The organism is Pseudomonas sp. PDM18 (genome assembly GCF_014852585.1).
Classification (GTDB): domain Bacteria; phylum Pseudomonadota; class Gammaproteobacteria; order Pseudomonadales; family Pseudomonadaceae; genus Pseudomonas.
Map to the genome: position 1 here is coordinate 179,762 of NZ_JACVBX010000001.1, position 13,792 is coordinate 193,553.

Consider the following 13,792-nt stretch of genomic DNA (forward strand, 5'->3'; position numbering starts at 1 on the left):
AGCAGATCAGGCGGCGACTTCGATCTGGACCTGCAGCATCCGATCCAGCACTTCGCAATCGTGCTCGCGGCGCACCTGGGCGAACAGCTCCACAGCTTCGGGATAACTGCGGGTGAGCATCCCCAGCCACTGCTTCAGGCGCCCCGGTGCGTACCGCGGCGCCAGCTTGCGCCGGGCCTGGCGCCAGAAGTCGTCGAGCAGCACGCGCACTTCCGACCAGGGCATCGGCACCACTTCGCGGCCATCGCGCCACGCGGCGATCTGCCGGGCGAGATCGGGGCGGGAAACCAGCCCGCGGCCGAGCATGATGTCCGCCACGCCGCTGATGGAGCGGCAACGGTGGTAATCTTCGAGGGTCCAGACTTCGCCGTTGGCGAACACCGGCACCTTCACCGCCTCCGCCACTTTCGCCACCCACTCCCAATGCGCTGGCGGCTTGTAGCCGTCGGCCTTGGTCCGCGCATGCACCACCACATGGGCGGAGCCAGCATCAGCCAGAGCGCGGGCGCAGTCGATGGCGCCGTCCGGGCTGTCGTAACCCAGGCGCATCTTCGAGGTCACCGGAATGTGAGCCGGCACCGCGCGGCGCACCGCCTCGATGATGCTGAACATCAGCTCGGGTTCCTTGAGCAAAACCGCTCCGCCACGGGACCGGTTCACCGTCTTGGCCGGGCAGCCGAAGTTAAGGTCGATCACCGGGGCGCCCAGCTCGCAGGCCTGCACGGCGTTTTCTGCCAGCAGTTGCGGGTCGGAGCCGAGCAGCTGTAAGCGCATCGGCACGCCGGCGCGGGTGCGGCTGCCATGCGCCAGTTCCGGAGCGAGCGCCAGGAACGACGACGGCGGCAGCAGCCGGTCATTGATGCGGATGAATTCGGTGACGCACCAGTCGATGCCGCCGACGCGGGTCAGCACATCGCGGAGGATGTCATCTACCAGCCCCTCCATCGGGGCCAGGGCGATCTGCACGGGGGAATCTCGGGCTATGGCGAAGGCCGCGGATTGTAGGGAATGCGCCGCGCCGGGAAAAGCGCGGCGCGACGGATCACGCGCCGGCAGCCACAGTTTCCGGGGCGAGCAGCGCGCGGCCGTAGCCTTCGATGAACTCCACCGGCATGCGCTTGGGCCTGCCGCTGGACAGCTCGATGCAGACGAAGGTGGTCTGTGCGCGCAGCAGGGTCAGCGCATCCGCCGGACGCACCAGCTGGAAGTGACGGGTCATCTTCAGTCGCTGGTCGGACTGGACGATCCAGGTCGCCAGTTGCAGTTGCTCGCCTTCATAAGCAGCGGCAAGGTAGTCCACTTCATGGCGCACCACGGCCATGGCACGATCCAGCCGGCGGTACTCGGCCAGATCCAACCCCAGGCTCTGGGAGTGGCGCCAGGCGCAGCGTTCCAGCCAACTGACGTAGACGGCGTTGTTGGCGTGGCCGAGGCCGTCGATGTCCTCGGACTTGACCTCGATGTCGATGACGAACGGATCAGGCAACTGCCAACTCATGAAGCGTGCTCCAGGCTTGCGGCCAGCGCGATCGCTTCGGCGGCCAGTTGGGTGATCTGGTCCCAGGCGCGGGCGCGGACCAGGCTGGGCGGCGCGATCCAGGTTCCGCCGACGCAGGCGACGTTGGGCAGGCGCAGCACGTTGAGCAGGTTTTCCTGGGTGATGCCGCCGGTCGGGCAGAAGCGGATGCCGGAGAAAGGCGCCTTCAGGCTCTTGAGCATCTTGATCGCCGCGTTGCCGTCAGCCGGGAAGAGTTTCAACGAGCGGTAACCGTATTCCAGCGCCACCAGCACCTCGGAAGGCGTCATCACTCCGGGCAGGAACGGCAGTTTCGCGTCGTCGGCGGCGGCGACCAGGCGCGGCGTGCAGCCGGGACTGACAGCGAACTGCGCGCCGGCGTCGCGGGCCTCCTGGAACTGCTCGGTGTGGATCAGCGTACCGGCGCCGATGACCATGTCCGGCAGCTCGCGGCGGATTTCGGCCACCGCATCGAGCGCCTGCGGCGTGCGCAGGGTCACTTCGAGCACCCGCACGCCACCGTCGTAAAGGGCGTGAGCCAGGTCACCCGCCAACGCCACGTCATCGATCACCAATACCGGCATGACCGGGCGCGCCTGCTGCAGCACCCAATCCAGCGACAGATTCATGCATCCCCCCAATCGGCCACCCGCGTGCGCAAGACCTCGCGCCCAGGCCGGGGCAACCGGAAATGCCCGAAAGTCTACGCCAGCGCGCCGGGCCTGACGACCCGCAAACGGGCCATCATGCAATGAAAACGGCGGCCTGTAGCCGCCGTCATCAGGTTGGTGAATGGTTCAGGAAGCCAGCGCCAGGGGCAACGGCATCTCGACCTCTTCCAGCAGCTCCAGAATGGCTTCGGTAACCGTCGCATCCGCCAGTACGCGGTGATGCCCGCCATCCTTCAGGCGCAGCAGCCGACTGCGCGGCCAGGCCTCGTGGATGGCTGAGGCCTCGTCTACGCGCACGTACTTGTCGTCCTCGGCATGCACCACCAGGCCGGGGAAGTCCAGCTCATAACGCGCGACGTCCAACTGTTTGGCCGCGATGCCGGTGCGCCCTTCCATCAGGCGGATGAAGCGCGAGCGCGCCAGAGGCGGCAGCCCGACCATTCGAGAGAAGCCGCGCAGAACGCCCAGCACGTTACTCGGCGCACCGATAGTCACCAGCGTTTCGGTGCGCAACCCCATCTGCGTCGCCAGCAGCGCGCTGGCGCCGCCCATGGAATGGCCGATCACGGCACGCAGCGGCGGCAACTCGCTGGCCGCTTCCAGAAGTGCTCGGGCGAACAGTACGATGTCCGCTTCCTGGCCGGGAGAGCGACCATGCCCCGGTCCGTCGAGGGCAATCACGCCATAGCCGGCACCTACCAACTTCTCGATCAGCGTGGCGAACTGGGTGGGACGTCCTTCCCAGCCATGCATCAGCAGCACAGCCGGCCCTTCACCCCAGCGCAGCGCGGACAGGCCGAAGCGCAGGGTGACGCGCTCGGAACTGGCCAGCAGCGGCAGCTCCCAGTCACGCGGGGCATATTCGTTGGGCGTCACGAACAGCTGACGCATGCGCTGCGCTGCCCATTTCGGCGCGACGCGGCCCAGGGTGGCGTTGACTCCTCGAACCCAGCTCAGACTGTTCATTTGCCGTATCTCCTCAGATCACCGCTTTTTTCGCGGCACGCAGGACGCGATCGGACAGGTCGCCATTACCCAAAGCACGAGCCAGCGCCAATCCACCAATCATCAGGGCCATGTCGCTGAGCACGCTGTCGATTTCCTCGGGACGGCCGGCCAGCGCTGCGACCATCAGCTCAACATGCTCTTCCAGGGTCTGACGGAACTCTTCCGGCAGATTGGCCACTTCGTTCAGCGAACTGGGAATCGGGCAGCCCTCATCCTCGGTATCGCGGTGCTTGCGCGACAGGTAGAACTGCGCCGTCAGCGCCCGGCGCTCGGCAAAGCTCAATCGCGGGTCGAAGCGCTTGAGTCCTTCGCGGCGCTTGGCGAGCAGTTGCCGGAAGGCCTCCAGCATCAGGGCGTCCTTGCTCTCGAAGTGCGAGTAGAAGCCACCTACTGTCAGCCCCGCCGCCGACATCACTTCGCCCACGCTGGGGCTGACCGGCCCGTGCTGCAGCAAGGCGCTGGTGGCGGCGGAAAGGATGCGTTCGCGGGTCTGGGCTTTCTTGTCGCTCATGGCTGACGTCTCCCTCGGGAAATATTATGGATAGAATATTATTCTCATAATAAAATCGACAAGTAGAAAACGTGACCGCTGGTCGGAGGAAAATTTTCTGGAGGGAGAAAAAACAAAAGGGCCACTGAAAGTCTCAGTGGCCCTATAGGCATCGCAGAGCGATAAAAATGGCGTCCCCTAGGGGACTCGAACCCCTGTTACCGCCGTGAAAGGGCGGTGTCCTAGGCCACTAGACGAAGGGGACATATCCTTCGAAGAAACCCACCACGCGGTGGATTCTGGCTTCATCCCGTTTGGGAATTTGGTGGAGCTAGACGGGATCGAACCGTCGACCTCTTGCATGCCATGCAAGCGCTCTCCCAGCTGAGCTATAGCCCCAGATGACTCTGGCTGACGATGCGGACGCATCGTCGCTGGATAAGTGGCGTCCCCTAGGGGACTCGAACCCCTGTTACCGCCGTGAAAGGGCGGTGTCCTAGGCCACTAGACGAAGGGGACGCAAAACCTTCGATTTCGGCTTCGTTCGGACAAACGAAGCTTACTGGTAATTTGGTGGAGCTAGACGGGATCGAACCGTCGACCTCTTGCATGCCATGCAAGCGCTCTCCCAGCTGAGCTATAGCCCCAAAGTACCGCTGGATCTACCGTTCCGCTTCTCCCTGTCAATTCAGTTCGTCGCTGGAACGGGGCGCATCTTAGGGGCGGGGCGAACCCCTGTCAACAAAATTTTTTCAGATTTCTTATTTTTTTCTCCCAAAGAACAATCACTTATGTGACCACCCTGATTTCCGCACGGTGAAATCCACGGCCCTCCTGCCCTCCTCCGGCTCGCCCGCAATCACTGGCGCCAGCATGAAAAAGGCCGGGCGCTTCGTAGCGTCCGGCCTTTTTCAGTGTAGGAAAGAACTCAGGAGCCGATGGCGTCGCGAATCTTTTCCCACTCCTTGGCTTCTTTCTTCGACGCACCGCCCAGCAGCTCCAGGGCCTGGCGCAGACGATAGCGTGACAGATCGGCGCCGAGGATCTCCATGGCATCGAGCACCGATACCGAGCTCGCTTGCCCGGTGATGGCCGGGAACATCAGCGGCATCACGTCCCGCAGCTTGAGGCCCAGGTGCTCGGCCACGGCCTGGATGGTCGCGGTGATACGGTCCTTCTCCCACTGGCGCAGCGATTCGAGCTTCCACAGCACCAGTTGCAGCACCTGGCGAACCTGGGTGGCGTCGAGTTTCTTGTGTTCGAACAGCTTGGCGTCCAGTGGCACGCCGCCGCTGAAGAAGAAGCCGGCCAGCGGGGCGATCTGGCTGAAGTTCTCCACGCGACCTTGTACGTGCGGGGCGATCTTCATCAGGTACTCGGGGTTCAGCGCCCACTTCTGCACTTCTTTCGCAAAGTCCTCGACGGACAGCTCGCGAATCCACTGGCCGTTCAGCCAGGAGAGCTTCTCGATGTCGAAGATAGGGCCGCCCAGCGACACGCGGGACAGGTCAAAGTGTTCAATCATCTCCGCCAGGCTGAACTTCTCGCGCTCGTCGGGCATGGACCAGCCCATGCGACCGAGGTAGTTCAGCAGCGCCTGGGGCAGCAGACCCATGCGCTCGTAGAAGGTGATGGAGGTGGGGTTCTTGCGCTTGGACAGCTTGCTCTTGTCCGGGTTGCGCAGCAGCGGCATGTAGCAGAGCACCGGCTGCTCCCAGCCGAAGTACTCGTACAGCTTGATCAACTTGGGTGCCGAGGGCAGCCACTCTTCGCCGCGCAGAACGTGGGTGATGCCCATCAGGTGGTCGTCGACCACGTTGGCCAGGAAGTAGGTGGGCAGGCCGTCGGCCTTCATCAGCACCTGCATGTCCATGCGGTCCCACGGGATTTCCACGTCGCCACGGAGCATGTCCGGCACCACGCAGACGCCCTCGGTCGGCACCTTCATGCGCACCACGTGGGATTCGCCGGCGGCGATGCGCTTGGCCGAATCCTCTTTCGGGATATGCATGCAGTGACCGTCGTAGCGCGGGGTTTCCTTGCGCGCCTGCTGTTCGGCGCGCAGTGCGTCGAGGCGCTCGGAGGAGCAGAAGCAGGGGAAGGCATGGCCTTTCTCGACCAACTCGTCGCTGTACTGCTTATAGATGGCGCCACGTTCGCTCTGCCGATACGGACCGTGCGGGCCACCGACATCCGGGCCTTCGTCCCACTCGATACCCAGCCAGCGCAGCGCGTCGAAGATCTGCTGTTCCGATTCGCGGGTCGAGCGCACCTGGTCGGTGTCCTCGATGCGCAGAATGAACTGACCGCCGTGCTGGCGGGCGAAGCAGAGGTTGAACAGCGCGATATACGCGGTGCCGACGTGCGGGTCGCCGGTGGGGGACGGCGCGATACGGGTGCGGACTGTGGTCATGAAGGCTCTCGTGTGCAGCAATTCTTCGTGTGAAGCGGACAGCGCGCGACGGCGCGCGCGCTCATGGGTGCGATGGTATCAGGCGGGCCACCTTTGGCTCCAGCCAGCGACCGGGATCAAGGGGCAGGTTATTGATCATGAAATCGAGGAAAGCCTTTACCTTCATCGCCTGGAAGCGCCGCGACGGGTAAACGGCGTACAGTTCTCCCACCGGCAGCTGGACCTGCGGCAATACGCGCACCAGGCTTCCGCTGGCCAACTGTTCGTCGACGATCAGCTCCGGCAGCGAGGCTATCCCCACGCCGGCCAGCACGGCTTCGCGGGCGAAAGTGATGTTGTTGCACGACAGCACCCGGTGGCACGGCACGGTTTCTCCGCGCAACGGCCAGTAGCGCTGGGAGTCGGCCTGCAGCAGCACGGCGCGGTGACCGGCCAGCTCCTCGACGGTTTCCGGGTGGCCATGCAGCTCCAGGTAGTCCGGGCTGGCGCACAGGCAGCGGCTGGTGGTCAGCATGCGCCGGGCGATCAGGGTCGAATCCTCCGGCTGGCCAACCATGATGACGATGTCCACGCCCTCCTCCAACGGATCGACGGTGCGCGAGGTCAGTTCGACCTCGGCGGTGATCTGTGGATAAAGGTTCATGAAATCGCCCACCACCTTGGCCAGGTACATCTGGCCGAACTCGATGGGCGCGCTGATGCGCAACAATCCCGACGGTGCCTGCTGCAACTGCATAACCGCCTGCTCCGCCTCGGCGAAGTCATGCATGATCTGCCGGCAGCGGTCGTAGTAGGCCTGCCCCACTTCGGTCAAGCGGAGTTTGCGCGTGGTGCGGTTGATCAGGCGCACGCCCAAACGCTCTTCGAGCAGCGCGATACGCCGGCTCACCGTGGACTTCTGCATGCCCATGCTCTGCGCTGCCTGGGTGAAGCTGTGCAGTTCCACCACGCGAGTGAAGATCAGCGCATCATCCAGCCCCATGATTGTTCCCTATAAGCAACAAAGTTTCCGAAGTGTAGCGGCTACGTGCCGCCACGGAACACTGTTACATTGGCAAACATTTTTTGGCCAACCAAACGCTCGTTTACCTATGCCCGCACAATTGAAACGCCGCCTGTCCGTGTTCTTCGTCATCCTCGCCGTGGTCGCCCTCGCCTTCCTGGCGCGCTGGTACTTCATCGGCCGCTTCGTCGAGAGCACCGACAACGCCTACGTGCAGGGTGAGATCACCCGCATCGCCAGCCAGCTTGGCGCACGTGTCGACGAGGTGCTGGTGCAGGACAACCAGCACGTCGAGAAAGGCCAGTTGCTGGTGAAACTGGAGGCTGCCGACTTCCAGCTCGCCCTGGACCGCGCCAAGGCCACCCTGGCTACCCGCGAGGCGGAACTGGAACAGGCGCGCAGCAAGCTCAAGGGCCAGACCAGCATGATCGCCGCCAGCGCGGCTGACGTGAACGCCAGCCAGGCCACCCTCGGCCGCACCGAAGTCGACCTCGGCCGCGCCCAGGCCCTGCGCAAGCCCGGCTATGTGTCGGAAGAGCGCGTGACCACCCTGGCCGCCGACTCCAACGTCGCCCGCTCCCAGGTGGCCAAGGCCCAGGCCGACCTCCAGGCCCAGCGCGTGCAGCGCGAAACCCTGGGCACTGACGTGCAGCGCCTGCAGGCGCAGATCGAAAGCGCCCGCGCCGACATTACCCAGGCCGAGATCAACCTCGCCCGTACCGAAATCCACGCGCCGGTCAGCGGCCTGGTCGGCCAGCGCGGCGCCCGCGTCGGCCAGTACGTGCAGGTCGGCAGCCAGTTGCTGTCGCTGGTGCCGGATGACGGCATCTGGGTCCAGGCCAACTTCAAGGAAACCCAGATCGGCAAGATGCGCCCCGGCCAGACCGCCAAACTGGTGTTCGACTCCTTCCCCGACCAGCCCATCGAAGGCCAAGTCCAGAGCCTGTTCGCCGCCTCCGGCGCGCAGTTCAGCCTGCTGCCGCCGGACAACGCCACCGGCAATTTCACCAAGGTGGTGCAACGCATTCCGGTCAAGATCACCTTCGCCGACGACAACCCGCTCAAGGGGCTGATCCGCCCGGGCATGTCCGTCGAGGCCGAGGTCGAGCTGCGTGGCCGGTGATCAACTGGTCCGGCCGGTCGGCGAACCGACCCGCCGCGACTGGATCGCCGTGTTCAGCGCTATGCTCGGCGCGTTCATGGCGGTGCTCGACATTCAGATCACCAACTCTTCGCTCAAGGACATCCAGGGCGCGCTGGCCGCCACCCTGGAAGAAGGCTCGTGGATCTCCACCTCCTACCTGGTAGCCGAGATCATCATGATCCCGCTCACCGCCTGGCTGGTGCAGCTGCTCTCGGCGCGCCGGCTGGCCTGGATGATCTCGGTCGGCTTCCTGTTTTCGTCGCTGCTCTGCTCGTTCGCCTGGAACCTGGAAAGCATGATCGTGTTCCGCGCCATGCAGGGCTTCACCGGCGGCGCGCTGATTCCCCTGGCCTTCACCCTGGCGCTGATCAAGCTGCCGGAGCACCACCGCCCCAAGGGCATGGCGCTGTTCGCCATCACCGCCACCTTCGCGCCCTCCATCGGCCCGACCCTGGGCGGCTGGCTGACGGAGAACTTCGGCTGGGAATACATCTTCTACATCAACATCCCGCCGGGCCTGCTGATGATCGCCGGCCTGCTCTACGGCCTGGAAAAGAAGGAAGCGCACTGGGAGCTGCTGAAAAGCACCGACTACGCCGGCATCGTCACCATGGCCATCGGCCTGGGCTGCCTGCAGGTGTTCCTCGAGGAAGGCCACCGCAAGGACTGGCTGGAATCCAACCTGATCGTCAGCCTGGGCAGCATCGCCCTGGTCAGCCTGATCCTCTTCGTGATCCTGCAGACCTCGCGGCCGAACCCGCTGATCAATCTGGGGATCCTACGCAACCGCAACTTCGGGCTGTCGAGCATTTCCAGCATCGGCCTGGGGATGGGGCTGTACGGCTCGATCTACGTGTTGCCGCTGTATCTCGCGCAGATCCAGGGCTACAACGCCATGCAGATCGGCGAGGTGATCATGTGGATGGGCGTGCCGCAGCTGTTCCTTATCCCGCTGATTCCCAAGCTGATGAAGATCATCGAGCCACGCCTACTCTGCGCCTTGGGCTTCGGCCTATTCGGCATGGCGAGCTTCTTCTCCGGCGTGCTCAACCCGGACTTCGCCGGCCCGCAGTTCAACCAGATCCAGCTGCTGCGCGCCCTCGGCCAGCCGATGGTAATGGTCACCATCTCGCTGATCGCCACCGTCTACCTGCAACCGCAGGACGCGGGCTCGGCGTCCAGCCTGTTCAACATCCTGCGCAACCTCGGCGGCGCCATCGGCATCGCCCTGCTGGCGACCCTGCTGGATAGCCGTGCCAAGGTCTATTACGACTACCTGCGCGAAGCCGTGGTGCCAGTGAACGGTGCCGTTGACGAGCGCCTGGCGCAACTGACCTCGCAGCTAGGCACGCAGCAGGCGGCGCTGGGCAAGATCAGCGAGATCGTCCACCAGCAGGCGGCGATCATGGCCTACAACGATGCCTTCCACGCCATCGGCATCGTGCTGGCGATCAGCATGGTGGCGGTGCTGCTGACCCGGCCGCTGCCGGCGCGAATGGGGGCTGGCGCGGGAGCCGGGGCGCACTGAGCCCCCCGCCCTCCTCTTACCCCATCGACACCATGCGATCGCGCAACTTGCCGATCTCGTCGCGCACCCCGGCCGCGGCCTCGAACTCCAGGTCGCGGGCCAACTGGTACATGCGTTCTTCCAGCTGTTTGATGCGCTTGCCAATCTCGTCGGGCGTACGCAGCTCGTTCTCGTACTTTCCGCTCTCCTCCGCCACTTTCGCCAAGCTGCGGCGCTTGCCCTTGGCGCCCGGCACCACGGCCCCTTCGAGGATGTCCTTGATGTCCTTCTTCACACCCTTGGGCACGATGCCGTGCTTGGCGTTGAACTCCAGCTGCTTGGTGCGGCGGCGCTCTGTCTCGTTGATCGCTCGCTCCATCGAGCCGGTGATCTTGTCGGCGTAGAGGATCGCCTTGCCGTGCAGGTTCCGCGCGGCGCGCCCGATAGTCTGGATCAGCGAGCGCTCGGAACGCAGGAAGCCTTCCTTGTCCGCATCGAGGATCGCCACCAGCGCCACCTCAGGCATGTCCAGGCCCTCACGCAGCAGGTTGATGCCCACCAGCACGTCGAACTTGCCCAGGCGCAGGTCGCGGATGATTTCCACCCGTTCCACGGTGTCGATGTCCGAGTGCAGGTAACGCACGCGCACGTCGTGGTCGCCCAGGTAGTCGGTAAGGTCCTCGGCCATGCGCTTGGTCAGGGTGGTGACCAGCACGCGCTGATCGACTGCCACACGTTTGCCGATCTCCGAAAGCAAGTCATCCACCTGGGTGGTTGCCGGGCGGATTTCCACTTCCGGATCAACCAGACCGGTGGGGCGCACGACCTGCTCGACCACGCGGCCAGCATGCTGGTCCTCATAAGGGCCGGGCGTTGCGGAGACGAAGATGGTCTGCGGGCTGATCGCCTCCCACTCTTCGAAGCGCAGCGGGCGGTTGTCCAGCGCCGAGGGCAGACGGAAGCCGTACTCCACCAGGGTTTCCTTGCGTGAGCGGTCGCCCTTGTACATGGCGCCGACCTGGGGAACGCTGACGTGGGATTCGTCGATCACCAGCAGGGCGTTGTCCGGCAGGTAGTCGTAGAGGGTCGGCGGTGGCTCGCCGGGACCGCGTCCGGAGAGGTAGCGCGAGTAGTTCTCGATGCCGTTGCAGTAGCCCAGCTCGAGGATCATCTCCAGGTCGAAGCGGGTGCGCTGCTCCAGGCGCTGGGCTTCGACCAGCTTGTTGTTGGTGCGCAGGTAGTCCAGGCGCTGCTTCAGCTCGGCCTTGATGTGCTCCACCGCCTCGAGCAGCGTCTCCCGCGGGGTGACGTAGTGGCTCTTGGGGTAGAAGGTAAAGCGCGGCAGCTTGGTCAGCACCTCGCCGGTCAGCGGATCGAAGGCGGCGATATTTTCCACTTCGTCGTCGAACAGCTCGACGCGGATGGCCTCGAGGTCGGATTCCGCCGGGAAGATGTCGATCACGTCGCCGCGCACGCGGAAGGTCGCGCGGGCGAAATCCATGTCGTTGCGGGTGTATTGCAGGCTGGTCAGGCGGCGCAGCAGCTCGCGCTGGTCCATCTTGTCGCCACGGTCCAGGTGCAGAACCATCTTCAGGTAGGACGCCGGGTCACCCAGGCCGTAGATCGACGACACGGTGCAGACGATGATGGCATCCTTGCGCTCCAGCAGCGCCTTGGTCGCCGACAGCCGCATCTGCTCGATGTGGTCGTTGATCGAGGAATCCTTCTCGATGTAGGTGTCCGAGGACGGCACATAGGCCTCGGGCTGGTAATAGTCGTAGTAGGAGACGAAGTACTCGACGGCATTGTTCGGGAAGAAGGTCTTGAACTCGCCGTAGAGCTGCGCGGCCAGCGTCTTGTTCGGCGCCAGCACCATGGTCGGGCGCTGCACCTGGGAAATGACGTTGGCGATGCTGAAGGTCTTGCCGGAGCCGGTCACCCCCAACAGCGTCTGGTGCGACAGCCCCGCTTCCAGTCCTTCCACCATCTGTCGGATGGCTTCGGGCTGGTCGCCGGCGGGCTCGAATCGCGAATCCAGCTGAAAAATCGACATGGGAACCTCGCTATGGCGTGTGACGCTTCGGTCGCCAAAGCGTCATACCAGTCGAAAAGCACGCGCGACAACTCGCCGCCTGCTGTAGAGGCCTATATAATACCGGCCCGTCGACGCAACCCCCAGCGCCGTGTGCGGGTGGGTTGCAATTGCACTTCACTCCCGCCTTAGAGCTGCTGCCAACATGAGTCTGTTCTCCGCTGTCGAAATGGCCCCCCGTGACCCGATCCTGGGCCTGAACGAAGCTTTCAACGCCGATACCCGTCCGGGCAAGATCAACCTGGGCGTAGGCGTTTATTACAACGAGGAAGGCCGTCTCCCGTTGCTGCGTGCCGTGCAGGCCGCGGAGAAAGCCCGCATCGAGGCCCACGCACCGCGCGGCTACCTGCCGATCGAAGGCATCGCCGCCTATGATTCCGGCGTGCAGAAGCTGCTGTTCGGCGCTGATTCCGAGCTGCTGGCCGAAGGCCGTGTGGTCACCACCCAGGCCGTCGGCGGTACCGGCGCGCTCAAGACCGGTGCCGACTTCCTCAAGCGCCTGCTGCCCAACGCGACCGTCGCCATCAGCGACCCGAGCTGGGAAAACCACCGCGCGCTGTTCGAAGCCGCCGGCTTCCCGGTGCAGAACTACCGCTACTACGACGCCGCCACCCATGGCGTTAACCGTGCCGGCCTGCTCGAAGACCTGAACGCCCTGCCTTCTCAATCGATCGTGGTTCTGCATGCCTGTTGCCACAACCCGACGGGCGTCGACCTGACCATGGACGACTGGAAGCAGGTCCTGGACGTACTCAAGGCCAAGGGCCACGTGCCGTTCCTCGACATCGCTTACCAGGGCTTCGGTGACGGCATCGACGAAGATGCTTCCGCCGTGCGCCTGTTCGCCAAGTCGGGCCTGAACTTCTTCGTGTCCAGCTCCTTCTCCAAATCGTTCTCGCTGTACGGCGAGCGCGTTGGCGCCCTGTCGGTCGTGACCGACAGCCGTGAGGAAGCCACCCGCGTCCTGTCCCAGGTCAAGCGCGTGATCCGCACCAACTACTCCAACCCGCCGACCCACGGCGCCAGCGTCGTCGCTGCCGTGCTGAACAGCCCGGAACTGCGTGCAGTCTGGGAAGAAGAGCTGGGCGAAATGCGCACCCGCATCCGCGCCATGCGCGTGGCCATGGTCGAGCAACTGGCCGCCCTGGGCGCCAAGCGCGACTTCAGCTTCGTTGCCGAGCAGCGCGGTATGTTCTCCTACTCCGGCCTGACCGCCGAGCAGGTTGAGCGCCTGAAGAACGAATTCGGCATCTACGCTGTCGGCACCGGCCGCATCTGCGTCGCCGCGCTGAACAATGGCAACCTGGACACCGTCACCCGCGCCATCGTCCAGGTGCTGTAAAAAAATCAGGGGAAGTCGTCGGCACTATGTTGACTTCCCCTTTTCAATCAGTAAGATACGCTCCGTTGTTCCGCGATAGCTCAGTCGGTAGAGCAAATGACTGTTAATCATTGGGTCCCTGGTTCGAGTCCAGGTCGCGGAGCCAAAATTCAAAGCCCTCGGCACACGCCGGGGGCTTTTTTATTGAGCCGGAGAAATGCGCCCCATTGAAAAAAGCCGGCCAGTGACCGGCTTTTTCATTTCACCAGGCAAAGGTTCAGAGCGAGATCCTGTCCCGGTTCTTGTCCAAAGTGCCCTTGCCGATACCCTTCACTTCCAGCAGTTGATCGACCGTGGTGAACGGCCCGCTGCTGGTCCGATAGTCGATGATGGCCTGGGCCTTCACCTTGCCGATGCCCTTCAAGGACTTCTGCAATTCTTCGACGGATGCCGTGTTGATGTTTACCGCCTCGACTTGGGCGACAGGCGCCTTGGCAATCGGCGCCGATACTTCGACCGCTGGCTTGCTGACAGGTTGAGTGCTGGTGGCAGCCTGGACGACACCACCAAAAGACAGGCTGGTGAACAAGATCAAGCTGGCGATGGAGAGCAGGTTCTTTTTCATGA

The 13,792-nt window shown here is 63.9% G+C and carries 12 protein-coding genes and 5 tRNA genes; 4 read left to right on the plus strand and 13 right to left on the minus strand.

Annotated elements, in window-relative coordinates:
- Positions 1 to 6: 6 nt before the first annotated feature.
- The 11 genes from IB274_RS00785 to IB274_RS00835 all read right to left on the minus strand — a co-directional run bounded on the left by IB274_RS00785 (position 7) and on the right by IB274_RS00835 (position 7,080).
- Positions 7 to 966, minus strand: a complete 960-nt coding sequence (locus IB274_RS00785) for a tRNA dihydrouridine synthase (RefSeq protein WP_192430237.1) — start codon at positions 964 to 966, stop codon at positions 7 to 9.
- Positions 967 to 1,042: 76 nt separating this feature from the next.
- Complete coding sequence (locus IB274_RS00790; RefSeq protein ID WP_192430238.1) at positions 1,043 to 1,498, minus strand: acyl-CoA thioesterase; 456 nt, start codon at positions 1,496 to 1,498, stop codon at positions 1,043 to 1,045.
- A complete protein-coding gene (locus tag IB274_RS00795) occupies positions 1,495 to 2,145 on the minus strand; it encodes a bifunctional 4-hydroxy-2-oxoglutarate aldolase/2-dehydro-3-deoxy-phosphogluconate aldolase (RefSeq protein ID WP_192430239.1) in 651 nt (216 codons plus the stop codon). The genes IB274_RS00790 and IB274_RS00795 overlap by 4 nt, the downstream gene beginning before the upstream one ends.
- Positions 2,146 to 2,313: 168 nt before the next feature.
- Positions 2,314 to 3,153, minus strand: a complete 840-nt coding sequence (locus tag IB274_RS00800) for an alpha/beta fold hydrolase (protein WP_192430240.1) — start codon at positions 3,151 to 3,153, stop codon at positions 2,314 to 2,316.
- Positions 3,154 to 3,166: 13 nt separating this feature from the next.
- Positions 3,167 to 3,706: a TetR/AcrR family transcriptional regulator gene (locus IB274_RS00805; RefSeq protein ID WP_192430241.1), complete on the minus strand. Its 540-nt coding sequence runs from the start codon at positions 3,704 to 3,706 to the stop codon at positions 3,167 to 3,169.
- A 168-nt stretch (positions 3,707 to 3,874) separates the two neighbouring features.
- A tRNA-Glu gene (locus IB274_RS00810) sits at positions 3,875 to 3,950 on the minus strand.
- A gap of 58 nt (positions 3,951 to 4,008) precedes the next feature.
- A tRNA-Ala gene (locus IB274_RS00815) sits at positions 4,009 to 4,084 on the minus strand.
- A 44-nt stretch (positions 4,085 to 4,128) separates the two neighbouring features.
- Positions 4,129 to 4,204 (minus strand) — tRNA-Glu (locus tag IB274_RS00820).
- Between the two features lie 52 nt (positions 4,205 to 4,256).
- Positions 4,257 to 4,332: transfer RNA gene (locus IB274_RS00825), tRNA-Ala, on the minus strand.
- A 281-nt stretch (positions 4,333 to 4,613) separates the two neighbouring features.
- Complete coding sequence (gltX, locus tag IB274_RS00830; protein ID WP_192430242.1) at positions 4,614 to 6,098, minus strand: glutamate--tRNA ligase; 1,485 nt, start codon at positions 6,096 to 6,098, stop codon at positions 4,614 to 4,616.
- A 61-nt stretch (positions 6,099 to 6,159) separates the two neighbouring features.
- Positions 6,160 to 7,080, minus strand: coding sequence for a LysR family transcriptional regulator (locus IB274_RS00835; protein ID WP_192430243.1), 921 nt, complete (start codon positions 7,078 to 7,080; stop codon positions 6,160 to 6,162).
- A gap of 109 nt (positions 7,081 to 7,189) precedes the next feature.
- Here IB274_RS00835 and IB274_RS00840 point away from each other — a divergent pair, with 109 nt between their 5' ends.
- Positions 7,190 to 8,224, plus strand: coding sequence for an HlyD family secretion protein (locus IB274_RS00840; protein WP_192430244.1), 1,035 nt, complete (start codon positions 7,190 to 7,192; stop codon positions 8,222 to 8,224).
- 49 nt (positions 8,225 to 8,273) lie between these two features.
- Complete coding sequence (locus IB274_RS00845; RefSeq protein WP_192430894.1) at positions 8,274 to 9,773, plus strand: MDR family MFS transporter; 1,500 nt, start codon at positions 8,274 to 8,276, stop codon at positions 9,771 to 9,773.
- A gap of 16 nt (positions 9,774 to 9,789) precedes the next feature.
- Here IB274_RS00845 and uvrB read toward each other — a convergent pair whose 3' ends face one another.
- Entirely contained in the window at positions 9,790 to 11,805 is a 2,016-nt protein-coding gene (gene uvrB, locus IB274_RS00850; protein ID WP_192430245.1) for an excinuclease ABC subunit UvrB, read from the minus strand.
- Positions 11,806 to 11,989: 184 nt separating this feature from the next.
- Between uvrB and IB274_RS00855 the strand changes: the two genes are divergently transcribed.
- Both IB274_RS00855 and IB274_RS00860 read left to right on the plus strand, forming a co-directional pair.
- Positions 11,990 to 13,186, plus strand: coding sequence for an amino acid aminotransferase (locus IB274_RS00855; RefSeq protein ID WP_192430246.1), 1,197 nt, complete (start codon positions 11,990 to 11,992; stop codon positions 13,184 to 13,186).
- Positions 13,187 to 13,255: 69 nt separating this feature from the next.
- Positions 13,256 to 13,331: transfer RNA gene (locus IB274_RS00860), tRNA-Asn, on the plus strand.
- Positions 13,332 to 13,442: 111 nt separating this feature from the next.
- Here IB274_RS00860 and IB274_RS00865 read toward each other — a convergent pair.
- Positions 13,443 to 13,790 (minus strand): ComEA family DNA-binding protein, encoded by a 348-nt coding sequence (locus tag IB274_RS00865; protein WP_192430247.1) that lies wholly within the window; start codon positions 13,788 to 13,790, stop codon positions 13,443 to 13,445.
- Between the last annotated feature and the right edge of the window lie 2 nt (positions 13,791 to 13,792).

Coding starts and splice junctions, on each gene's coding strand:
- IB274_RS00790 (WP_192430238.1), bottom strand. CDS start 1,498: ATGAGTTGGCAGTTGCCTGATCCGTTCGTCATCGACATCGAGGTCAAG.
- IB274_RS00795 (WP_192430239.1), bottom strand. CDS start 2,145: ATGAATCTGTCGCTGGATTGGGTGCTGCAGCAGGCGCGCCCGGTCATG.
- IB274_RS00800 (WP_192430240.1), bottom strand. CDS start 3,153: ATGAACAGTCTGAGCTGGGTTCGAGGAGTCAACGCCACCCTGGGCCGC.
- IB274_RS00805 (WP_192430241.1), bottom strand. CDS start 3,706: ATGAGCGACAAGAAAGCCCAGACCCGCGAACGCATCCTTTCCGCCGCC.
- gltX (WP_192430242.1), bottom strand. CDS start 6,098: ATGACCACAGTCCGCACCCGTATCGCGCCGTCCCCCACCGGCGACCCG.
- IB274_RS00835 (WP_192430243.1), bottom strand. CDS start 7,080: ATGGGGCTGGATGATGCGCTGATCTTCACTCGCGTGGTGGAACTGCAC.
- IB274_RS00840 (WP_192430244.1), top strand. CDS start 7,190: ATGCCCGCACAATTGAAACGCCGCCTGTCCGTGTTCTTCGTCATCCTC.
- uvrB (WP_192430245.1), bottom strand. CDS start 11,805: ATGTCGATTTTTCAGCTGGATTCGCGATTCGAGCCCGCCGGCGACCAG.
- IB274_RS00855 (WP_192430246.1), top strand. CDS start 11,990: ATGAGTCTGTTCTCCGCTGTCGAAATGGCCCCCCGTGACCCGATCCTG.
- IB274_RS00865 (WP_192430247.1), bottom strand. CDS start 13,790: ATGAAAAAGAACCTGCTCTCCATCGCCAGCTTGATCTTGTTCACCAGC.